This is a genomic window from Variovorax davisae (assembly GCF_030316845.1).
GTDB classification, from domain to species: Bacteria; Pseudomonadota; Gammaproteobacteria; order Burkholderiales; family Burkholderiaceae_C; genus Variovorax; species Variovorax davisae.
Genome location: NZ_JASZYS010000015.1, coordinates 23,529 through 45,390, shown reverse-complemented (window position 1 = coordinate 45,390; position 21,862 = coordinate 23,529). Strand labels below are relative to the sequence as shown.

The following is a 21,862-nucleotide window of genomic DNA, read 5'->3' as shown; positions in this document are numbered from 1 at the left end:
TCAGGCGCCCTGGTATTCGGGCTTGGGGCCGAGGGAAGCCGACAGCTCCTTGCGATAGCGGTTCAGTTCCTGGACCGTCTTGAAGCTGCGGTTCATCAGCAGGCTCAGGTTGTGCAGGATGCGCTCGCCGACCTTGTTCTCCCAGACGGCATCGAACTTGATCTGCTTGTCGAGCCAGTGCTCGAGCCAGTCGGGATCGGGCACGCGGCTCTGGATGGTGTCGTTCGGGAACAGCGCCTTGTTGACGTGCAGGTTGGTGGGATGCAGCGCCTGCGCCGTGCGGCGGGCGCTGGCCATCAGCACGCCGACCTTGGTGAAGGCCGAACGGGCCTCGTCGCCGAATTTTTCCATCGCGCGCTTCATGTAGCGCAGGTAGGCGCCGCCGTGGCGCGCCTCGTCCTGACTCAGCGTGGTGTAGATGTGCTTGATGACCGGCTCGGTGTGCCACTCGGCGGCACGGCGATACCAGTGGTTCAGCCGGATCTCGCCGCAGAAATGCAGCATCAGGGTCTCGAGCGGCGGCGCCGGATCGAAATCGAAGCGCACGTCGTGCAGTTCCTGCTCGGTCGGCGCATGCTGGGGGCTGAAGCGCTTGAGGTATTCCATCAGCACCAGCGAGTGCTTCTGCTCCTCGAAGAACCAGATCGACATGAAGGCGGAAAAGTCGCTGTCATGCCGGTTGTCGCGCAGGAACATCTCGGTGGCCGGCAGCGCCGCCCACTCGGTGATCGCGTTCATCTTGATGGTCTGGGCCTGCTCCTCGGTGAGCCGGCTTGCGTCGAAAGACTGCCAAGGAATATCCTTGTCCATGTCCCAGCGGACAGATTCGAGTTGTCTGAAGAGTTCCGGATAAAGCATCAATGTCTTTCTTAAGCCGACGGATTTTAGTCGGCGGGCTTATCGTGCCTGTGACAAGCGCGCGATGATGTCGGTTGGCGCGCCGCAACTTTGCCAATTCGCGCTGCTTTTCACTCGGGAAAACCGCCATGCGAATACCCCTCGGCTCGTTAGTGCCATTTTTCCCGGCCGTCGTGCTGGCGGCCGGCCTGCTGCCAACCGGAGCCAGCGCCCAGACCGCCGCGCCCGGCTGCCCGGCCATCCTCCAACACACGTTCCCGCGGCTCCAGGACGAAAAGCCGCAGTCCCTGTGCCAGTACGCGGGCAAGGTCGTGCTGGTGGTCAACACCGCGAGCTTCTGCGGCTTCACGCCCCAATACAAGGGGCTGGAGGCCCTGGACAGCAAATACCGGTCGCGAGGGCTGGTGGTGCTGGGTTTCCCGTCGAACGATTTCGCCCAGGAAGCCGGCTCGAACAAGGAAATCGCCGACTTCTGCGAAAGCACCTTCGGCGTCAAATTTCCGATGTTCGCCAAATCGGCGGTGCGCGGGCCCGATGCCAGCCCGCTTTTCAAGCAGCTGGCGCAGCGCTCCGGCACGACGCCGAAATGGAATTTCTACAAGTACCTGATCGGCCGCGACGGCAAGGTGGTGGACGCCTACTCCAGCATGACGGCACCGGACGACCGCGCCTTCGTGCGGGAGATCGAGAAGCAGTTGGGCGCCGCGCCGCTGGCGGCCGCGCCCCAGCAATCTGCTACAAATTGGAACTAGTCACAAACGCTTACGTGTCGCCAGGGAACCGGCTCGCCGGTCCGCGCTCATACCGTTTCCGGGCACGAAAGGTCCGGTCGGTTTTCATGTTGCGAGGTCTTCCGGGCGCTTGCCGCCAGGTTGAAATCCCGAGGCGATTCTTCTCCTCCTCCCTCCCTCCCTCCTTCGCGTCGGGGCGCCTCGTAACATCTTTATCTCGCCCCCAGGTTGTCCGGCACTTCGTGTCCGGACGCCCACCCCCTGCCGGGGGCAACACCAGTGGCCCGGCAAAGCCGGTTCCACGGTGTTTCACGAACGGGCCTGGCTGCGCCGGCCTCGGAAATGAAAAAGCCCCGCTTGCGGGGCTTTTTCATTGGGCCGCTGGGGTTCAGGGCTTTGTTTCAGCGAAGCTGGGGCGCAGCATGAGCTTGTCGAACAGCTTGGCCAGGTTGGCGTGGTCGGCGCGCCAGTCGATCTCGGGGAAGCGGTAGTCGAGCCAGCCCAGGACGCAGCCGACGGCGATGTCGGACAGGCTGAGGTGGATGCCGCTGCAAAAGGGCTTGTCGGCCAGGCCCTTGGCCATGGCGGCGATGCCATTGTTGATCTTGCCGCGCTGGCGGTCCATCCAGGCCTGGCTGCGTTCGCTGTCGGCGCGATGGACCCAGGTGGCTTCCATGCGCAGCAGCAGGCCGGCGTCCATCACGCCGTCGGCGAGCGCCTCCCAGGTCTTGACCTCGGCGCGCTCGCGGCTCTGCTGCGGGATCAGCTTGCCGACCGGCGACAGGGTGTCGAGGTATTCGACGATCACCCGCGAGTCGAACATCGCCTCGCTGCCGTCCATGATCAGGCAGGGCACCTTGCCGAGCGGGTTGGAACTCGAGATCGTGGTGTCGGCGGACCAGACGTCTTCGATCACGAACTGGTAATCGAGCCGCTTCTCGGCCATGACCACGCGCACCTTGCGCACGTACGGGCTGGCAGCGGATCCGATCAGTTTCATGCAGGCACTCCCCCATCTGGGTCATCGTTGTAGCGCTTTGATTCTAGGGGAATGCGCGCCACGGATCGGCGCGCGAAGCCCGGCGAAATTGCTTCGGCCGTGCCGCAACCTAAAATTGGCCCATGAGTTTCTCCACCGTCTCCGCCCTTTCCCCCCTCGACGGCCGTTATGCGGCCAAGCTCTCGGCGCTGCGTCCGCTGATGAGCGAACAGGGCTACATGCACCGGCGCGTGCAGGTCGAGGTGGCCTGGTTCATCGCCCTCTCGGACTGCGGCTTCGCCGAATTCAAGCCCCTCACGGGCGGCGCCCGCAAGTACCTGCTCGGCCTGGTGTCCAACTTCTCCGAAGCCGACGCAGTCGCGATCAAGCAGATCGAAAAGACCACCAACCACGACGTGAAGGCGGTCGAGTACTGGATCAAGTCCAAGTTCGAGGCCCGGCCGGAGTTGCTGGCCGCCTCGGAGTTCGTCCACTTCGCCTGCACCAGCGAGGACATCAACAACACCAGCCACGCGCTGCAGATCCAGGCCGCACGCGAAAAGGTCATGCTGCCGGCCATCGACGGCCTGATCGCCACCTTGCGCGAGATGGCCGGCAAGTTCGCCGGCGTGTCGATGCTGTCGCGCACCCATGGCCAGACCGCGAGTCCGACCACGGTCGGCAAGGAACTCGCGAACGTCGCGGTGCGCCTGGCCAAGGCGCGGGCGCAGATCGCCGGCGTGCAGCTGCTGGGCAAGATGAACGGCGCGGTCGGCAACTACAACGCCCACATGGCCGCCTGGCCCGATTTCGACTGGGAAGGCTTCAGCCGCAAGGTGGTCGAGACGCCCGCCCCGCTCGGCCTGGGCCTGAGCTTCCAGCCCTACAGCATCCAGATCGAGCCGCATGACTACATGGCGGAGCTGTTCGATGCCGTAGCGCGCGCCAACACCATCCTGGTCGACTTCTCGCGCGACATCTGGGGCTACGTGAGCCTGGGCTATTTCAAGCAGCGGCTGAAGCCGGGCGAGATCGGCTCGTCGACGATGCCGCACAAGGTCAACCCGATCGATTTCGAGAACGCCGAGGGCAACCTGGGCCTGGCCAACGCGCTGCTGCGCCACCTGAGCGAGAAGCTGCCGATCAGCCGCTGGCAGCGTGACCTGACCGACAGCACGGTCCTGCGCAACATCGGCGTCGCCTTCGGCTACGCCGCCCTGGCCTACGCCAGCCTGGCGACGGGGCTGGGCAAGCTCGAGCTCAACGAGGAGGCGCTGGCCCAGGACCTCGACAGTTCCTGGGAAGTGCTGGCCGAGCCGATCCAGACCGTGATGCGCCGCTTCGGCGTGCAGGGCGCCTACGAGCAGCTGAAGGAAGTCACGCGCGGCAAGACGGTGACGGCCGAGGCGCTGCACGGGCTGATCCGCTCGCTGGAAATCCCGCAAGAGGAAAAGGACCGGCTGCTTGCCATGACGCCAGCCAGCTACATCGGAAAAGCAGCCGAACTGGCCCGGCGGGCCTGATGGCGCTCAAATCCACCATCTTCAAGGCCAGTCTCGCGGTCGCCGACATCGACCACAACTACTACGCCGACCACGCGCTGACCCTGGCGCGCCACCCCAGCGAGACCGACGAGCGGATGATGATCCGGCTGGTCGCGCTGGCGCTCAACGCCCACCAGCTGCAGGACGCCTGCAACGGCGACGGCACGCTGGCCTTCGGCGCCGGCCTGTCGAACCCGGACGAACCCGATGTCTGGCTGCGGGATTTCACCGGCCAGGTGAAGCTCTGGATCGAAGTCGGCCAGCCCGAGGACAAGCCGGTCATCAAGGCCTGCGGCAAGGCCGATGCCGTGATCGTCTACTGCTTCAACCACGCGGCCGAGATCTGGTGGCGCGGCATCGAGAACAAGCTGACCCGGCCGCAGAACCTGCAGGTGTTCCGGGTGCCGACGGCAGCCTCGCAGTCGCTGGCGGCGCTGGCCCAGCGCTCGATGCAGCTGCAGGCCACGATCCAGGAAGGCACGCTGATGCTGGGCGACGGCAGCCGCAGCATCGACATCGAACCGGTGCGGCTGCGCTAGGGCATCGGGGCGCCGCAGCGCCAGCATTGGTCGAAGCCGCCCTCGACCAGTTCGCCGCAGCGGCATTCCCAGCGGCGCTGCGGACGGTGCCTGAGCGCATGCAGCAGCCGCTCGGCGAGCTCGAACTGGGCCTCGTCCTCGATCCAAATTTCCGGCAGGCACTGGTCGGGCGGCAATTGCCCGGCGGCAGCGCCCAGGTACTCGCGCTGCACCGAGGCGTCGACGCCGTCGTCGCGCAGCATCTGCACCCACAGCGTGGCGAGCGCCAGGTTGGGGGCTTGGGCGAGGCGGCGCATCGGCGTCTCTTCAGCCCACGGGATCGGGCGGCGGCACCGCCGCCGCATCGGCCCGGACCTGGCTGGCCTCGCGGGCGCGCTCGGCGTACTTGTTGAAGCGCCAGGCGGTGTCCTGCATCGTGATGCGGCGCCAGGTCGAGCGCTTCTCGGCCGGCGTCATCGCGGGCCAGTGCTGGACCTCGTCGAAGCTGCGCCCGCAGCCCTTGCACTGGTCGTCGCCCTGGCTGGTGGAGCAGATCGCGATGCAGGGGGTGTCGGGCGTGGTCTGGTACCAGGCCAGCCAGGCCGCCCAGGCCTTGGCGGGAAAGCCGACCTCGTCGACCTCGTCCTCGTGGTGGAACACCATCAGCGCATAGACCTCGGCCAGCGCACGCAGCTCGGGCGCCAGCGTGATGCCGTCGGGCGAGGGTTTTCTCTCGCGCCAGTAGTTGATGGCGGCCTCGATGTCGGTGATGTGAATGGCGGCCATGGACAGACGAAAAAAGCGAGCGCGAATCATAGTCCGGGCAATGGCCCGCACTCGTTGAAGGAATTGAATGCTATCAAATCAATAGCATCACTTGCTCGATTCACGGGGCATCCGGGCTCTTTCTTTTTGAAAACTCGGACTAGTCCGGTTGCAACACCCCGCCCTCGATGCTCTAATTCCGCTCACGAAGGGGAGTAGCTCCCACTTGCTCCCGAGGGAGTGGGTTCGCCAGGTCGTCAATACGAAGCAAAACACTTCCGGCCTGTCGGGCAGCCGCGTGCTGCTATGCAAGACCTTCGATGTGAGCCCTCGCGGGTTTGATCGAAGCGTTGCAGATTCCCGGGACTCCGTTCTCTCCAGTCAACGCCTCCACCGATCCACGCGAGCGGCAGTGAAACGAAAACAGAGAGGACTTCATGGAGCAATTTCTAACCCCCGAGTTCTGGGTCGCCGTCGGCCAGATCATCATGATCGACATCCTGCTGGGTGGCGACAACGCGGTCGTGATCGCACTGGCCTGCCGCAAGCTGCCGCCGGCCCAGCGCACCAAGGGCATCCTGTGGGGCACCGCGGGCGCCATCGTGCTGCGCGTGGTCCTGATCTTCTTCGCGCTCACGCTGCTGGCGATTCCATTCCTGAAGCTGGCCGGTGCCATCCTGCTGCTATGGATCGGTGTCAAACTGCTGGCGCCCGAGCATGACGACGCGCACGGCAACATCGCCGCCAGCGACAAGCTCTGGGCCGCGGTCAAGACCGTGATCGTGGCCGACCTCGTGATGAGCGTCGACAACGTGATCGCGATCGCAGGCGCCGCGCAGGGCGCCGGCGAAGGCCACCAGATGCCGCTCGTCATCTTCGGCCTGCTCGTGAGCATCCCGATCATCGTCTGGGGCAGCCAACTGGTCATCAAGCTGATGGACCGCTTCCCGCTGATCATCACCTTGGGCGGCATGCTGCTCGGCTGGATCGCCGGCACCATGGCGGTGTCCGATCCGTCGGTGGCCAATCCGGCCGCCTGGACCTGGGTGCCCAAGCTGCCGCAGAGCGACGTGGTGCGCTACGCGGCCGGCGTCATCGGTGCGCTGCTGGTGCTGATGATCGGCAAGTGGGTGGCCGCGCGCCGCCCGAAGCCGGCCGACACCGTCGCCGCCTGAAGCGATTTCTTCCGTCGATGTCTCTCCCACTCCAACCAAGCCAAGAAGGAGCAACCATGGAAAAGGTCATTCTGTACGTGGACGACGCGGCCTACGCGCGCGAATTCCTCGCCCGGCCCCGCGCCGAGGCCGGCAGCGCCGAGGTGAGCGAATGGGTGCTCGTGGCGTGCGCGCCGCGCATGACCCACCGCATCAGCAAGTGGGTCAGCCACAGCGCCCGCGAAAACTGGCGCGCGAAATGGTTCGCCAAGGTGCAGGAGCAGCTGCTGCCCGTGCTGACGGTGGGCGGCCATGCGGTGATACCCGTGCTGGCCAAGGGGCCACTGACCGAGCTGACGCAACGCCTGAAGCTCGAGCACGGCGCCGCGCGGGTGGTCGATGCCCGCCGGCCGAAGCTCGGGGTCGACCTCGAACCCGTGGCACCCGACGTCGCGCCGGCCGGCCACTCGGGCTGGGCGCTGCCCGGCGCGATGGTGGGCATGGGCGCGCTGCTGGTGCTGGCCAACGAGCTCTCCGAATAGCCGGACCGCCTCGTCCGGATGCGGCTTCTCATCAAGTGGCTGCTCAGCGCGCTGGCGCTGCTGGCGGTGGCCTATCTCTACAGCGGGGTCCAGGTCAGCACCTTCACCTCGGCCCTGCTGGCGGCGGCCGTGATCGGGCTGCTCAACATGTTCGTGCGGCCGGTGCTGGTGGTGCTGACCTTGCCGGTCACGATCGTCACGCTGGGCCTGTTCCTGTTCGTCATCAACGCCCTGCTCTTCTGGGCGGCGTCGGGCCTGCTGTCGGGCTTCCACGTCAACAGCTTCTTCGCGGCGCTGGTCGGCTCGCTGATCTATTCGTTGCTCGGCGTGGTGATCGAATCCGCGCTCGGCGGACTGTTCGCGAAGCAGGCCTGAAACCCGCGCACTGTGCGGCCGCTACCTCGGCGGCCGCTTTTCCTCGGCGGCCTGCTCCCGCAGGAGCGCGTCGACTGCGCGGGCGCGGGTGTCGATGATCGACGCCTCGTAGTGGTCGATCGGCACCGAGCCCGGCTTGCGGACAAGGTCCTGCGCCGCCTTGAAGCGGTCGCGCGCGGCCGCGAGGTCGAGCGTGGCGACGTTGGACTCGGCGTCGGCGCGGATCGCGCTGACCGGTTCGTTGTTGGCGCCATACAGGTTGGCCAGCATGCGCCAGACCGTGGCGTCGCGCGGATGGGTCGCGACCCAGTCGCGCAACGGCGGAATCATCGGCGCCGGGCTGTGGGTGGCGACCGCGGCCTGCGCCGCGAGCAGCATTTCGGGGCGATCCTTGGCTTTCGGATCGAGCAGCGCCGCAGCGGCCTGCGGCGCGCCCGCGGCGAGTTCGATCTCGGCCGAGAGCAGGCGCGCCAGCCGCGCCGAAGGCGCATCGCCGGCCGTGCGCGCGATCAGCCGCTGGACCAAGGCGCGGGCCGCCTTGAAATCGCGCAGCTCATTGGCCGAGAGCGCGGCCGCGTAGAGCGTGCCGGCCTGCTGCGCCGGCGAACTGCGCGCGAACTCGCCGGCCCCGGCCGCATCGACCCATTGCCGCAGCACGTCGACGCCGGGGCGCGTGAAGACCCGGGCGCGGGCCGTGATCATCGCGTGGTCCATGAGCAGCGGCAGCGCGGCCGCGTTGCCGGGCCTGAACTGGAACCGGCCCTGCATGTCGGCGATCCGCTCGCTGTTGAGCGGGTGGCTGCGCAGGTACGGGTAGGAGCCGTTGTCGTTGAGCCGGGCGGCGTATTGCAGCTTCTCGAACATCGCTGCCGCGCCCTGCGGCGCGTAGCCGGCCTGGGTCATGACGCCGAAGCCGACGCGATCGGCCTCGCGCTCCATGTCGCGCGAGAAGCTCAGCTGGTTCTGCATGAAGGCCGCCTGGCTGCCCATGATCATCGCCTGGCCGGCATCGCCGTTGCGGCTCTTGCTGGCCGCGATCACCCCCAGGACCAGGGCCGCCAGCATCAGCGGCAGCTGCTGGCTCTGCTTGGCCATGATGCGCGCGATATGGCGCTGCGTGACGTGCGACAGCTCGTGGCCGAGCACGGTGGCCAGCTCGTCCCGGCTGCCGACCACCGCCAGCAGCCCCAGGTTGAGCCCGAGGTAGCCGCCCGGCAACGCGAAGGCGTTGATGGTGCGATCGCGGCCCAGCAGGATGGTCCAGGCGAAGCGCTCGTCGAGTTCGGGCGTGAGCTCGCCGCGCACGCGCGCCGCCGCCAGCAGGCGCTGCCAGACGTCCTGCACGTACTCGACCAGCACCGGGTCGTCGAGGTAGTCCGGGTCGCGGTAGAGCTCGCGGGCGATCTGGTCGCCCAGGTGCCGTTCGGCGGCGGCGGTCATCTCGCCGCCATCGCCCATGCCGGGCAGCAGCTGGGCCTGGGCGCGCAGCGGCAGCGCGACCTGGGCGGCCATCAGCAGGCCGGCGCACAGGCCGCGCAGCAGGCGCCTGGCGCGCGGCGCTGCGGGGGGAAGGGATCGGTCGGTGGGAGTCAAGCGCGGCATTCCTCGTCCATGGCTCGGGCTCGTATGATGCTGCACTCCTCGGAACGTTCACACAATGAGTTCTCTCACCCATTTCGATGCCCAGGGCCAGGCGCACATGGTCGACGTGGCGGCCAAGCCCGCGACCCACCGCGTGGCCGTGGCGACCGGGCGCATCGAGATGATGCCCTCGACCCTGGCGCTGATCGAATCGGGCACCGCCAAGAAGGGCGACGTGCTCGGCATCGCGCGCATCGCCGGCATCCAGGCGGCCAAGAAGACCAGCGACCTGATCCCGCTGTGCCACCCGCTGGCGCTGACCCGGGTGGCGGTGGCCTTCGCGGTGGCCGACGGCGGCACGCCGCAGGTGGCCTGCACCGCGACCGTCGAGACCGTGGGGCCGACCGGGGTCGAGATGGAGGCCCTGACCGCCGTGCAGGTGGCGCTCTTGACCATCTACGACATGTGCAAGGCGGTCGACCGCGGGATGCGCATCAACGACGTCCACGTGCTGGAGAAGCACGGGGGCAAATCGGGGAGCTGGGTGGCGGGCTGAGGCTATTCGGCCGCGTCGTCGGCCAGCGGCAGGCCGGCGATCCAGCGGCCGTATTCGTGCGGGAAGGCGGCCTTGAAACGCGCGGCCTGCGCGACGGCCTCGCCCTCCTCGCCCAGCAGCACGGCGCTGTCGATCAGTTTGCCGATCACCGACGGCTCGGGCGAAAAGTGAAGCACGCCCTGCGCCAGCGCATGCATCTCGGCCGCGTTGGCGCGGTCGATCGGCGTCAGCGTCAGCCGGGCGAAGGCGACGGGTGCCGCGAAGAGCCATGAGCGCTGCGCCTGGTCGAGCGGATGGTCGCGGTAGGCCGGCAATCGCTGCTCGCGCGCCAGGTAGACCTGGCTGACGCGGGTGTAGTCCCAGGTGGCGTAGCCGACCACGGCCAGCAGGGCCAGCGCGCAGGCCATCGGGGCCGCGCGCGCCGCCAGCGGCAGGACGCGGGGCGATCGCAGACCCGCCGCGGGTCCCGGCCAGAGGAAACCCAGGCACAACCCGAAGACGAGCTGGAACGGGCCGAACCACAGCGGGTATTCGAGCAGGCTGTGCAGCACGACCACCGCCAGCAGGCCCCAGGCCATCAATCGGGCCGGGTCGGCCTCGCGCCACGGGCGGGCGGCGACCACCAGCCAGCCGAAGCCGCCGCAGACCAGCAGCGCGGCCGGAATGCCGAGTTCGACCGCCAGGTGCAGCGGCAGGTTGTGGGCGTTGTCGAGGATCTCGACGAAGCGCGGGCCGGCGTAGAGCGTGCTGTAGTGGGCGAACTTCAGCTCGCCCCAGCCCCAGCCGGCCCAGGGGTGCTGGGCGATCAGGTCGATGACGTTGCGCCAGAGCACCAGCCGGCTGTCGGCCTCCGGGGCGCCGTCTCGCAGGCGTACCAGCATGCCTTCGACCTCGGAACTGGCGAGGTGGGGCAGCAGCCAGGCGGCTGCGAAATACGCCAGCACCAGCGAGACCAGGATTAAGGGATGCGGGAGACGGGCAGGCCGGGCAGGATCGCGCCGACGTTCGCGCCAGGCGAAGAAGGCCGAGCCGCCGGCGATCAGCAGCAGTTGAAGCAGGCCGGTGCGGGAGGTCGCGGCGGCGGCGGCGACGACCAGCAGCAGCACGCCGGGCGCCAGCGCCGCGCGGACCCGGCGACCATGGACCGCGTGCAGCCACAAGGCCGCGATCAGCGCCATGCTGATCAGCGAGGCGAACTGGTTGCGCTGGCGCAGGTTGCCGTAGGCCTGGCCGGCTTCCGGGGCAGTGGTCCAGGGGACCAGGGCGTCGGCCAGGCCGTAGTACTGGAGCAGGCCGAGGGGGGCGCTGAGGAGGCCGGCGGCGAGGAGCGCCCAGGCCCAGGGGGCAGGCGAGCGGGCGCGCGCCAGGCCGGCGCCGACGCAGGCGGCCGCGCCCACCACCGCCAGCGCGAAGGCGGTTGCCGCGGCCAGGGGGACGTCTTGACCATGGCCCAGGAGGACGGCGAGGGTGGTCACGGCCAGCCAGGCAAGGAGGGGGCGGGAGGGTGAATGGGTCGGCGCGAGGCCCGGCAGCAGCGCCACGCAACCCCACGTCGCCAGCAACTGCTGGGCGTTGACCGCGGGCCCCTCGGCAAATGGAAATAGAAAAGGCAGAGCAATCAGCGCGGCAAACGCCCATTTTCCGAGTTCTTTCAAAGCCATTTCCCGTGCGCACCTAATTGAAAACGCCAACCAAAGACCCCTTGAATCAATGCGAAAGTTCACAAATCGGCCGCGCGCGAGCGACGAAAGGAAGCGCGGCCCTGACGGGCGGCAAAGAATGAAATAGGCGGTTCAGTGACAATTTGTGACCTAAATCAAGCAATGTCGACAAAGGTCATCACAGTGCAAAACGTTTCCCAATCCCATCGCCGGTCGGCAGGCTTCACGCTCATCGAAGTCATGATTGTGGTGGCGATCATCGGGATCCTGGCCGCCGTGGCGGTGCCTGCGTACAACGACTACATCCGGCGCGGGCAGGTCCAGGAGGCATTCAGCTTTCTCTCCGACTACCGGACCAAGCTCGAACAGTATTACCAGGACAACCGCAACTACGGCACCTCGGCCGCCTGCGCAGCAGACCCGACCGCGAACACCTGGAACACGTTTGCCCCAAGCAGCGCCAAGTATTTCTCCTTCGGCTGCGCAACCAACACCGATGCCGGCGACACCACCCAGCAAAGCTACACGGTGACCGCGACCGGGAACGCGGGAGCGGCCGTCGGCTTCGTCTACACCATCAACCAGAATGGCGACCGCGCGACGACCACGTTCAAGGGCAGCGCCGTCACGGCGACCTGCTGGCTCACCAAAGCCACGACCTGCTGATGCCTGAACGGAACAGAACCATGCGCCAGCGCGGCTTCACGCTCGTCGAACTCGTCGTCACCGTGGCGGCGCTGGCGCTGATCCTGATGATGGCGATGCCGAGCGTCGCATCGTGGCTCGGCAACGCGCGCATCCGCAACGTCGCGGACTCGCTACAAAACGGCCTCCAGATCGCGCGCGCCGAAGCCGTGCGGCGCAATCAGAATGTGTCGTTCTGGTTGGTCGCCGTCAATGACCCGTCGGTGCTGAGCAACGACTGCACGCTCTCGGACATCAGCGGCTCGTGGGTGGTGAGCGTGAACTCGCCGGTGGGCCATTGCGCCGACAAGCCTTCCACGGTCTCGTCGCCGATGCTCGTCACGGGCCGGGCGATGGGCGACGCGGGCGGCAGGGTCACGGTCGCCTCCGTGCAGTCCGACAAATCCACGGCCGGCACCTTCGTGACCTTCGACGGCTTCGGGAGAGTCACGAACACGGATTCCATTGGCCAGATCGACGTGACCGGTCCAGGCTCCAGCGTCAACCTGCGCCTCGCCGTCTCTCCCGCGGGGCTGGTGCGGATGTGCGACCCCCGCGTCACCGACGCCAACGATCCGCGCAAATGCTGAAGCGAGGCACAGCCATGCACCTTCGAGACCTGAACCGCAGACGGCAACGACCCGTCGCCTCGCATCGCGTCCGGGGCGTCGTCTTGATCGAAGTGTTGGTCGCCATGCTGATCTTTCTGCTCGGCGTGATCGGCCTGGTCGGCCTGCAAAGTGCAATGACGCGCGCACAGACCGAATCCAAGGTCCGCGCCGACGCGGCACTGCTCGCCAGCGACGTCGTGGGCCGCATGTGGTCGGACCTGACCAGCATGGCCACCTACAACGGCAGCGGCTGCGCCTCGAATGCCAACTGCAAGGAATGGCAGACCAAGGTGCGCAGCAGCCTGCCCAGCGGCAATGGCGCTGTGACGGTCGATGCCACCACCGGTGATGTCGCAGTGACCATCACCTGGACCATGCCGGGCGGCGAATCACACCAGTACGTCACGCACACCACCGTGGCGAAGGCGGGAAACTGAAATGCGCACTCTCAAGTCAACCGGTGGCGTGCCTCCGAGGCAGCGTGGCTTCACCCTCGTGGAACTCATGGTCGGTTTGGTGCTGGGCATGCTGACCGTGCTGGTCATCGCCCAGGTGCTGGTGTTTGCCGAAGGAAAAAAGCGCTCGGCCTCCATGGGCAGCGACGCCCAGGTCAACGGTGCCATGGCGCTCTATACCCTGCAGCGCGAGATCCAGATGGCGGGGTATGGTGCGACATCCAACCTCGATGCACTCGGCTGCCAGGTGAAGGGGCAATACGACACGGACGCCGCCAAGGCATTCTCCCTGACGCTGGCGCCGGTCGTCATCAACGACGGCGGCGGCGACGCGCCAGACACGATCACCGTGCTGCGCGGCCGAACCACGGGTTTCTCGGCGCCCGTCGTGTTGTCGGGCGCAGCCCTCAAGACCGACGACCATTTCACGGTGCAATCCTCATTTGGCGCCGTGGTAGGCAACCTGATGATTGCGGTGCCGAGACTGCAGGGCCCCGCCACCTGGTGCTCGCTGTTCAGCGTGACCAACGACATTGCGTCGCCCACCACCACCCTGGGGCCGACAGTGGTGCCGCATGTGGCAACCGCCACCAGCAAGTGGAACCAGAACACCATCTTTCCGGCCGGTGGCTACGTCAAGGACGACTACCTGCTGAACGTGGGCTCGCTGGTGTCGCGCGACTATGCGATCAACGCCCACAACCTGCAAGTCACCGACCGCTCGCCCGTCAACGGCGTGACGGCGTCGCAGGACCTCTACCCGCAGATCGTCAACATGCAGGCGATGTACGGCAAAGGCACGCTGGATCCCAGCGGAAACGTCGTGGTCGATACCTACGACAACATCACGCCCATCACCAACGCCGACTGGCGCCGGGTGGTCGCCATCCGTATTGCCATCGTGGCCCGCAGCAACGAGTTCGAGAAGGAGATCGTGACGCGGAACGCGCCGCAGTGGGACGTGGGCGCCACCGCAACCATCAACGGTCCCACCACGGCGCCCTGCGGCACCAGCAAATGCATTGCCCTCGACGTGAGCCAGTTGGCCGACTGGAAGCACTACCGCTACAAGGTCTACGACGCGATCGTGCCCCTGCGCAACGTGCTCTGGAATTCCTGATTGAGCTCCAAGTCCATGACCCTGTCCATGCACAAGATCGCTTCGCTCCCGTCCTCGCGCCTGCGCCTTCAGCGCGGTGTCTCCCTGGTGTTCGCCCTGCTCGCCCTGGTCGCGCTGTCGCTGGCGACCCTGGCGCTGGTGCGCTCGGTGGACACCGGCACCCTTCTGCTGGGCAACATCGGCTTCAAGCAGGACGCCACCGCCGCGGCCGACCAGGCCGCGCGCCAGGCCATCAACTGGCTGACCCTCAACAACGCCACCCTGAACACGGATATTCCCGCGAACGGCTACTACGCCAGCACGCAGGAACTCGCCGCGGACGGCGTGACGGTCAAGCCACCGATCGATGCGACCGGCCAGCAATCGGCTGGCAGTGCCAATCGTCAACTGATCGACTGGGACGGCAACGGCTGCAAGAGTTCTGTCAGCGGCTCCTACACCGGCTGCACCGTGCTGACGGCGGACGCTGGCAGCATCAACGGCAACGCGACGCGCTACGTCGTGTTCAGGCTGTGCTCCAAGCCGGGCGACTTCACCACCGACACGACGATCACTTGCGCGCAACGCTCGACCAGCACCGACTCTTGTGGATCCAAGGGTGGCAAAGACTACAGCGGGGGCGCCGGATTCGCCTGCTCAACCGCGAGCGCTTACTACCGCGTCGTGGTGCGGGTGCTCGGCGCGCGAAACACCGCCAGCTACACCGAAACCATCGTGCACTTCTGAAGAGGGCGCGCCATCCGGCGCGACCAGAGAGAGGAAATCAACGCCATGAAGAACACCGCAACGTCCGCCTTCGAGCCACGCGGGCGAACCTGCTGCACCGCGCTGGCGATGGCGGGGGTACTGACGATCGCCGCGTTCGGGCCATCGGCTCGCGCCGGCGTGACCGATCTGTCGAACCAGCCGTTGGCCACGACTCCCACGGTCCAGGCCAAGCCCAACCTGCTGTTCATCCTCGACAACTCGGGCAGTATGGATTCAGCCTACATGCCCGATGACATGAGCGGCAGCAGCACGTATGGCTACAAGTCGGCGCAATGCAACGGCGTTGCCTATGACCCGACGCTGACCTATGCGCCCCCTCTCAATGCAGACGGCACGTCCATGCCGAATTCGACGTTCGGCGACGCCTGGGATGACGGCTATGCAACGTCGGGCTCGAAGACGAACCTCGACAGCAGCGTCTACTACACCTACAGCGGCTCCCAACCAAAGATGGGCTGGGTCTACACCAGCAGCGGCCCCGTCAACAACACCTTCTTGAAAGAGTGCAAGACGGGCGCAAGTTCGGCCAGCACCGTGTTCACCCCGGTCACGGTGACCAGCGCCTCGTCCGAGGCGCAGAACTATGCCAACTGGTATTCGTACTACCGCAAGCGCTACCTTTTGATGCGCACGGCCATGGGCCGGGCCATTTCGGCGCTGGACTCCAGCTATCGCGTGGGCTTCAGCACGATCAGCGACAAAAGCGCGGTGGACGGTACCAACAAGTTCCGGGACACCAAGGACTTCGACAGCACACAGAAGACCAACTTCTACAACAGCCTGTACACCGCCGCGCCGAGCGGCAACACGCCGCTGCGCGGCGCGCTGTCCAAGGCCGGGCGCTATTTCGCGAAGAAGGTCTCAGGACAGACCTATGACCCGATGCAGTATTCCTGCCAGCGCAACTATGCGCTGCTGTCGACCGATGGCTACTGGAACACCGGCCTGGAGAGCACGAATTCACCCAGGTTCGGGCCCTACCAGCTCGACAATGCGACCTTGGTCGGGAACCAGGACGGCGCCGAACTTCGTCCCATGAAGGACGACACCAAAGAGATCACGTCGACGGTGACGCCCTACAGCGCTGACGCCAGCCGCGTTCAAACTTCGGTCCTCCAGTCGCGCACGATCACCTGGAAGAAGGTGACCGTGTCGTCGACAGGCCCCGGAACCGCGGGCAGCGGAACAAGCACAGGCAATTGCAAGAAAACGGGTTACTACCTCGTCACGACCCGGACCCAGACCGCCACGGAAAAGCAGACGCAGCAATTCACGACGCCTCAAACCGGCACCTCGACCTACACGGTGACCGAGGTTCGCACGGATGGCGTCGTGACCTCCACGACGCAAAATCCAACGACCCTTCCCAACGTCTCGAGTTGGATCAATGGCAACACCACGGTCGTCATCACCGACACCAGCACCAGTTCGAATCCCAGCACCACGACGCCGATCGAGCCGCCCAGCTATGGGACCGGATCCACGAGCCTGGACTGCACCCAGAACCCGCCCAGCAGCAGTGTCACGACGACGAACGATGCCGCGACCAAGTCCTTCACGCCGACCAACGTCACGTACTCAAACAGTGCGGTGACCACGCAACCCTACACTGCGGGCACCCCGACGGTCACGACGACGACCCCGGCGAGCGAGTCGCCCAACACGCTGGCCGACGTCGCGCAGTACTACTACAAGACCGACTTGCGAGACCAGACTCTGAGCAACTGCACCTCGACCAGTTCCGGCAGCAGCCAGGACATCTGCGCCAACATCGTGCGGCCGGCCGGCAGCGACACGCTGACCAGCCAGCATATGAATACCTTCACCATCGGTCTGGGGGTGAGCGGTACGCTGGCGTACGACCGGAACTACCTGACCCAGACAACGGGTGACTTCGCGGATCTCAAAACCGGCGCCCAGAAGTGGCCAACGCCTGCGGAGACGAGCAGCGGCGGCAATGCGACCAACGTCGACGACCTCTGGCACGCCGCCGTCAATGGCCGCGGTCAGTACTATTCCGCCCTCAATGCAGGCTTGCTGGCCGAGGCCATCAACGGAGTCATCACTTCGGTTCAGCAGGTTTCGGGCTCGGCCTCTGCGGCATCGACCAGTTCGCTCGAATTGGTGACGGGGAACAACAATCAGGTCTATCGGGCAAGCTACACCACGCAATCGTGGACCGGCGATCTGCAAGCCTATGCGCTCAGCGGTTCGGATGCCACGATTGCGACCACGCCGACCTGGTCCGCGCAGGAGAAGCTCGACACGATGCTGCCCGCCAACCGCACGATCTACTTCAACGGCACGAGCGGATTGCAGAGCTTCAGCTATGGCAATTTGAGCTCTGGACAACAGGCGTTCTTCAACAATCTGTGCTCGAAGGCTGTGGTGCCGGCCCAGTGCGCCAATCTCACGCCTGGCGACAAGGCGCTCGCGAACAATGGAACCAACCTTGTCGACTACCTGAAGGGAAGTCGGAGCTACGAATCGACCGTGGCAACAGCTTCCACCGGGGTCAGTGTCACCAGTGCGGCGCTCTACCGCAAGCGGGACCATCTCCTCGGCGACATCATCAATGGTGCGCCAGTCCACGTCGGGGTGCCGCCCTTCAAGTACGGAGACGCGGGATACGCCGACTTCGTGACGCAACAGGCATCTCGGAAAAACGTCGTCTACGTGGCGGCGAACGACGGCATGCTGCACGCCTTCTCGGCGGACCCCTCGGACGGCGGCACGGAACTCTGGGCCTTCGTGCCTACCGCGGTGCTGCCCAACCTCTACAAGCTGGCGGATTCGAACTACGGCATCAAGCACCAGTATTTCGTCGATGGCGCGCCCGTCATGGCCGACATCCAGGTCGGTGGTGTCTGGAAGACCATCCTGGTTGGCGGACTGAACGCCGGCGGCCAGGGCTTCTACGCCCTGGACATCACCGATCCCGCCAGCCCGAAAGTGCTGTGGGAGTTCTCCGATGCGAACGATGCGAACATGGGCTTGAGCTTTGGCAACCCGCTCATCACCAAGCGTGCCGACGGCACCTGGGTGGTGGCACTGTCATCGGGCTACAACAACACCAGCGGCGACGGCCAGGGGCATCTGTATATCTTGAATGCCAACAGCGGCGCGAAGCTCCTGGACATCTCGACCGGTGTCGGCAGCAGTTCCGATCCGAGCGGCCTGGCGAAGATCAACGTCTGGATCGACAACTCGACCGACAACACCGGCAAGCGCTTCTACGGCGGCGACCTGAAGGGCAACATCTGGCGATTCGACATCGACAACCTGGTGCTGCCTCACCAGGCCGCCATGCAGATCGCCAAGTTGCAGACCAGCGCCACCGCGCCACAGCCGGTGACGACCAAACCGGAACTGGCGCTGGTTTCCGGCAAGCCCGTGGTGATCGTCGGAACGGGGCGCTACCTGGGCTCTTCCGATATCACCGACTCGCAGCAACAGAGCATCTATGCCTTCAAGGACGACTTGACCGCAACCGGCTGGGGCGATGTGCGCGCCGATACCACTGATTTCGTGCAGCAGACTTTCACGGTGGATGCAACGGCCAAGACCGCGTCCGTTTCGAACCTCGCGGTCGACTGGGCCACCAAGGCTGGCTGGTGGATCGACCTGCCGCACACGGGTGAACGCATGGCGATCGCCCCGGGCCTGCAATTCAGCACCCTGGCGATCGCCACCGCGATTCCGAATGGCGACGCGTGCGCGTCGGGCGGATCGTCCTGGCGCTACTTCCTGAACGTAACGACTGGCGGGGTGATCACAACCAACCCCACCGGTGAACTGTGGAGCAGCAACTCGCTGATCGTCGGCCTGAGCTGGGTCAAGGACACCAACGGCAATGTGCGCATCATCTCCCAGGGGAGCAATGGTGATCTGAGGACCGAAATTCCGCCGATCATCAAGACCTCGGGCACTGGCAGCGCGCACCGGACTTCGTGGCGCGAACTGACGGATTGAAGCCGGGATGCGGGCGCTCGCCGGGTTCGGAGGGATGTGGTCTGATCATGCGCAGTGGCAGCTGTTCGACAAACGACATACGCTGCCACTGTGCATCGCTGTCTCGCTGACGGCTCACCTGCTGCTGCTCGAAGCGCCCGCGACTTCAAAGCCACCACGGCAAGCGGCTCATTCGCCGGCCCGGTCATCCGCGGGGTTGCAAGTGCGGGTGCTGCAGGACGAAGCGGTCGCACGTTCGGGAACTACCGCCGACGAACGAACCATGACCCTTGGTGCGCGGACGCCATCAAATCGATCTTCTTCGGTTGGCTCGCACGCGGCGCGGCCTCCGGAGCAGAAGCCTGGGCCTCCAGACAAAGCGGACATGGCGGCGCTGCCCGGCAACGCGGCGAAGCCTTCGTCGGAGGCGGATGTTCCGACGGTCGCCACACCCGCGGCAACGAGAGGCGACGACGAATACGTGCCGCGTCCCTTGCTGTCGGTCCCGCCGGTTGCGCAGTCGCTCGTGATCATCGCTGCGCCCGAGGGCCTCGCGGACCTGGATCGCCACGTGGGCATCCTGTCGCTGTTCATCGACGAGGATGGCCGCGTACATCACGTGTCCGCCGACGAGGCAGCGCTGCCGCCGGCCTTCGAGCAGGCCGCGCGGGAGGCGTTCATGGCGGCTCGGTTTTCGCCCGGGCAGATCGATGGGCGGTTGGTGAAATCGAGGGTGCGGGTGGAAGTCGTGTTTGACAGCATTCCATTGCTGCCGGCGGCGCCACTTACAAGCCCATCGGTCGAATGAGAGCCGGCCGCCAATGACAGGCACCGAATGAGCCGGATCTCTGCGACGGCCAAGCGACATCAGCAACCGCTGCCCACCGGGTGCGCGCATTGGCCGAGCCATTCAGCCCTCCATCAACCTCCTGCGCAGCCGGGCGACTTGAATCCGTCGAACAGCGACTGGGGATCAACCGCGGGAACCGGCGCAATTCTGCAGCGCGTCTATCGCGCTTTCGACTTGACTTTCAGGGCCTTGCGCGCCGCCTTGCGCAGCACCTTCTGCAGCGCCTCGCAGGCGGCATCGATGGCTTCCATGCGGCGCTCGAACTCCGCATTGACCGTTGTCACGAGGGCGCCCAGTTCGGCCGGCGTGGCGCTGAACTCGTCGTGCTCGCGCACGTGAAAGGGGCGGATGAAACGCTCGATGCGGACGCTGGCGCGGTACACGTCTTTCAGGTCGCCCAATCGGTCGGCGACGTCGAGGGCGCGGCTCTGGGCGGGGGTTGCGGGGGAGTGCGCGGCTGCGCGAGGGGGGTTAGCCAAGTTGGCCTCCAAGCAGTGCGGTTTGCTACAACCCCCGCCCCTAAAGCCCATTGGTGGCGGCGACTCGAACAGGTTGGCGTACCGGGCACCGCGTGCGCGAACCGGCGAGCCTTGCGGCTCCCCGTCCGAGCCGCCAAAAAATGGAGGCACGAACAACGAAGCCGCAGACTCATCTGCGATACAGAGGCTGCGGCTTGCGTCGCAGCGGGTTACTCGGGACACCAATCCCGATCACGCCTTTGTTGACGTGACGGCCGCAGTATGGCGACGGGACTTGGCGGACGCAGCGGGCTCAGGCGCGCACGACGTTGGGCGACCGCTCAAGATAGACGCCGCGCGTATCGACGATCAGCTTGGCGTTCGCCTGGATCATCGGATAGTCGAACACATCGTGATTCGTCGCCACCAGCACCACGTCGTACGAAGCCACGGACTCGGGCGTGAGGTCGACGCTCGAAAGGTCGAAGTGATGCTCGCGCATGGTCGGGAACACCGGCACCCAGGGGTCCGCGTAGGCCACGATGGCACCGCGTGCTTCGAGCAGTTCCATGAGCACGACGGCAGGCGACTCACGCATGTCGTCGACATTCTTCTTGTAGGCGATGCCGAGGATCAGGATGCGGCTGCCCTTCACGGCGCGTTCGCGCTCGTTCAGCGCGTCGCTCACCTTCTGGACCACCCACTGCGGCATGTCGCTGTTGACCTGGCCGGCGAGCTCGATGAAGCGGGTATTGACGCCGTACTCTCGCGCCTTCCAGCTCAGGTAGAAAGGGTCGATCGGGATGCAATGGCCGCCGAGGCCCGGGCCGGGGTAGTAGGGAACGAAACCGAAGGGCTTGGTTGCAGCGGCGCGGATGACCTCGTAGATGTCGATGCCCATGCGATCGGCGATGATTTTCATCTCGTTGACGAGTCCGATATTCACCGCACGGTGGATGTTCTCGAGCAGCTTGGTCATTTCCGCGGCGCGCGTGGAGCTCACGGGGACGACCTCGTCGATCACGCGGCTGTAGAGCGCGACGCCGGCAGCAAGGCAGGCCGGCGTGGAGCCGCCAATGACCTTGGGGATGGTCTGGGTCCGGAAGTGGGGATTGCCCGGGTCTTCGCGCTCGGGCGAGAAGACGAGAAATATGTCCTCCCCGACCTTGAAGCCGCGCGATTCGATGCGTGGCCGTAGCTCTTCTTCCGTGGTGCCGGGATACGTCGTGCTTTCGAGCGAGATCAATTGGCCGGCCCGAAGATGGGGCACCAGCGCTTCCGTGGTGCCGATCACGAAGCGCATGTCCGGCTCGCGATGCGCGTTGAGCGGCGTCGGGACACATATGATCACCGCATCGACTTCGCTCGCGCGAGAGAAGTCGGAAGTCGCTGAGAACCCCAGACTGCACCCATGCTGCACCGCCGCGTCGCCAATGTGCTTGATGTAGCTTCGGCCTTCGCCGATGGCACGAATCTTCGACTCGTCGACGTCAAAGCCCAAGACGCGGATGCCGGTTTCGGCAAAGCGCAGTGCGAGCGGCAGCCCGACATAGCCCAACCCGATCACGCCCACAGCGCGCACATTGGCCTGATTCAAATCAACACTCCTTGGGAATTACCGGTTTGATGAAACACCCTGGCAATCAACCTTTGACAGTGGCGAATCGTACACCGCGGATTCTCCTTGTTACACGCAATCTC

The 21,862-nt window shown here is 65.8% G+C and carries 22 protein-coding genes; 14 read left to right on the top strand and 8 right to left on the bottom strand.

All coding sequences use genetic code 11. The features are described 5' to 3' along the window. Positions 1-858 (bottom strand): ferritin family protein, encoded by an 858-nt coding sequence (locus QTI33_RS27885; RefSeq protein ID WP_286509662.1) that lies wholly within the window; start codon positions 856-858, stop codon positions 1-3. Positions 859-986: 128 nt separating this feature from the next. On the opposite strand from QTI33_RS27885, the gene QTI33_RS27880 reads away from it, so the two are divergent. Further along, positions 987-1,610, top strand: coding sequence for a glutathione peroxidase (locus QTI33_RS27880; RefSeq protein WP_286509806.1), 624 nt, complete (start codon positions 987-989; stop codon positions 1,608-1,610). A gap of 367 nt (positions 1,611-1,977) precedes the next feature. Here QTI33_RS27880 and QTI33_RS27875 read toward each other — a convergent pair whose 3' ends face one another. Next, a complete protein-coding gene (locus QTI33_RS27875) occupies positions 1,978-2,589 on the bottom strand; it encodes a glutathione S-transferase N-terminal domain-containing protein (RefSeq protein WP_286509661.1) in 612 nt (203 codons plus the stop codon). A gap of 122 nt (positions 2,590-2,711) precedes the next feature. Here QTI33_RS27875 and purB point away from each other — a divergent pair, with 122 nt between their 5' ends. Together purB and QTI33_RS27865 are read left to right on the top strand one after the other, a co-directional pair. Beyond that, positions 2,712-4,091, top strand: coding sequence for an adenylosuccinate lyase (gene purB / locus QTI33_RS27870; RefSeq protein ID WP_286509660.1), 1,380 nt, complete (start codon positions 2,712-2,714; stop codon positions 4,089-4,091). Next, positions 4,091-4,651: a YaeQ family protein gene (locus tag QTI33_RS27865; protein WP_286509659.1), complete on the top strand. Its 561-nt coding sequence runs from the start codon at positions 4,091-4,093 to the stop codon at positions 4,649-4,651. Before purB ends, QTI33_RS27865 begins: the two co-directional genes overlap by 1 nt. On the opposite strand, the gene QTI33_RS27860 is transcribed toward QTI33_RS27865, so the two are convergent. Together QTI33_RS27860 and QTI33_RS27855 are read right to left on the bottom strand one after the other, a co-directional pair. Then, positions 4,648-4,947: a DUF2007 domain-containing protein gene (locus QTI33_RS27860; protein ID WP_286509658.1), complete on the bottom strand. Its 300-nt coding sequence runs from the start codon at positions 4,945-4,947 to the stop codon at positions 4,648-4,650. The genes QTI33_RS27865 and QTI33_RS27860 overlap by 4 nt on opposite strands. 10 nt (positions 4,948-4,957) lie before the next feature. After that, positions 4,958-5,416 (bottom strand): DUF3717 domain-containing protein, encoded by a 459-nt coding sequence (locus tag QTI33_RS27855; protein ID WP_286509657.1) that lies wholly within the window; start codon positions 5,414-5,416, stop codon positions 4,958-4,960. 416 nt (positions 5,417-5,832) lie between these two features. Here QTI33_RS27855 and QTI33_RS27850 point away from each other — a divergent pair, with 416 nt between their 5' ends. Genes QTI33_RS27850 through QTI33_RS27840 form a run of 3 tightly spaced genes read left to right on the top strand, consistent with a single transcriptional unit; the run spans position 5,833 to position 7,466 of the window. After that, the gene (locus tag QTI33_RS27850; protein ID WP_286509656.1) at positions 5,833-6,570 is read left to right on the top strand and encodes a TerC family protein; all 738 of its coding nucleotides are present in this window, start codon (positions 5,833-5,835) and stop codon (positions 6,568-6,570) included. Between the two features lie 56 nt (positions 6,571-6,626). Next, on the top strand, positions 6,627-7,091 hold the full coding sequence (locus QTI33_RS27845; RefSeq protein WP_286509655.1) for a hypothetical protein: 465 nt from the start codon (positions 6,627-6,629) through the stop codon (positions 7,089-7,091). An 18-nt stretch (positions 7,092-7,109) separates the two neighbouring features. Further along, positions 7,110-7,466: a phage holin family protein gene (locus tag QTI33_RS27840; protein WP_286509654.1), complete on the top strand. Its 357-nt coding sequence runs from the start codon at positions 7,110-7,112 to the stop codon at positions 7,464-7,466. Positions 7,467-7,487: 21 nt separating this feature from the next. Here the strand turns inward: QTI33_RS27840 and QTI33_RS27835 are convergent, their stop codons facing one another. Next, positions 7,488-9,068, bottom strand: coding sequence for a M48 family metalloprotease (locus QTI33_RS27835; protein WP_286509653.1), 1,581 nt, complete (start codon positions 9,066-9,068; stop codon positions 7,488-7,490). 55 nt (positions 9,069-9,123) lie between these two features. On the opposite strand from QTI33_RS27835, the gene moaC reads away from it, so the two are divergent. After that, complete coding sequence (gene moaC / locus QTI33_RS27830) at positions 9,124-9,603, top strand: cyclic pyranopterin monophosphate synthase MoaC (RefSeq protein WP_286509652.1); 480 nt, start codon at positions 9,124-9,126, stop codon at positions 9,601-9,603. A gap of 2 nt (positions 9,604-9,605) precedes the next feature. On the opposite strand, the gene QTI33_RS27825 is transcribed toward moaC, so the two are convergent. Continuing rightward, complete coding sequence (locus QTI33_RS27825; RefSeq protein WP_286509651.1) at positions 9,606-11,264, bottom strand: PglL family O-oligosaccharyltransferase; 1,659 nt, start codon at positions 11,262-11,264, stop codon at positions 9,606-9,608. A gap of 162 nt (positions 11,265-11,426) precedes the next feature. Between QTI33_RS27825 and QTI33_RS27820 the strand changes: the two genes are divergently transcribed. Genes QTI33_RS27820 through QTI33_RS27790 form a run of 7 tightly spaced genes read left to right on the top strand, consistent with a single transcriptional unit; the run spans position 11,427 to position 19,661 of the window. Continuing rightward, the gene (locus QTI33_RS27820) at positions 11,427-11,930 is read left to right on the top strand and encodes a type IV pilin protein (RefSeq protein ID WP_286509649.1); all 504 of its coding nucleotides are present in this window, start codon (positions 11,427-11,429) and stop codon (positions 11,928-11,930) included. A 20-nt stretch (positions 11,931-11,950) separates the two neighbouring features. Continuing rightward, the gene (locus QTI33_RS27815; protein WP_286509648.1) at positions 11,951-12,538 is read left to right on the top strand and encodes a GspH/FimT family pseudopilin; all 588 of its coding nucleotides are present in this window, start codon (positions 11,951-11,953) and stop codon (positions 12,536-12,538) included. A gap of 14 nt (positions 12,539-12,552) precedes the next feature. Further along, on the top strand, positions 12,553-12,996 hold the full coding sequence (locus QTI33_RS27810; RefSeq protein ID WP_286509647.1) for a type IV pilus modification PilV family protein: 444 nt from the start codon (positions 12,553-12,555) through the stop codon (positions 12,994-12,996). 1 nt (position 12,997) lies between these two features. Then, positions 12,998-14,134, top strand: coding sequence for a PilW family protein (locus tag QTI33_RS27805; RefSeq protein ID WP_286509646.1), 1,137 nt, complete (start codon positions 12,998-13,000; stop codon positions 14,132-14,134). A gap of 15 nt (positions 14,135-14,149) precedes the next feature. Next, the gene (locus tag QTI33_RS27800) at positions 14,150-14,860 is read left to right on the top strand and encodes a pilus assembly protein PilX (RefSeq protein ID WP_286509645.1); all 711 of its coding nucleotides are present in this window, start codon (positions 14,150-14,152) and stop codon (positions 14,858-14,860) included. 45 nt (positions 14,861-14,905) lie between these two features. Beyond that, positions 14,906-18,874 (top strand): pilus assembly protein, encoded by a 3,969-nt coding sequence (locus QTI33_RS27795; protein WP_286509644.1) that lies wholly within the window; start codon positions 14,906-14,908, stop codon positions 18,872-18,874. Positions 18,875-18,881: 7 nt separating this feature from the next. Then, a complete protein-coding gene (locus QTI33_RS27790; protein ID WP_286509643.1) occupies positions 18,882-19,661 on the top strand; it encodes an energy transducer TonB in 780 nt (259 codons plus the stop codon). Positions 19,662-19,861: 200 nt separating this feature from the next. Here QTI33_RS27790 and QTI33_RS27785 read toward each other — a convergent pair whose 3' ends face one another. Together QTI33_RS27785 and QTI33_RS27780 are read right to left on the bottom strand one after the other, a co-directional pair. Then, positions 19,862-20,182 carry a hypothetical protein gene (locus QTI33_RS27785; protein WP_286509642.1) on the bottom strand — a complete coding sequence of 107 codons (321 nt, stop codon included), beginning with the start codon at positions 20,180-20,182 and terminating at the stop codon, positions 19,862-19,864. 292 nt (positions 20,183-20,474) lie between these two features. Next, the gene (locus QTI33_RS27780) at positions 20,475-21,758 is read right to left on the bottom strand and encodes a nucleotide sugar dehydrogenase (RefSeq protein ID WP_286509641.1); all 1,284 of its coding nucleotides are present in this window, start codon (positions 21,756-21,758) and stop codon (positions 20,475-20,477) included. Positions 21,759-21,862: the final 104 nt, after the last annotated feature.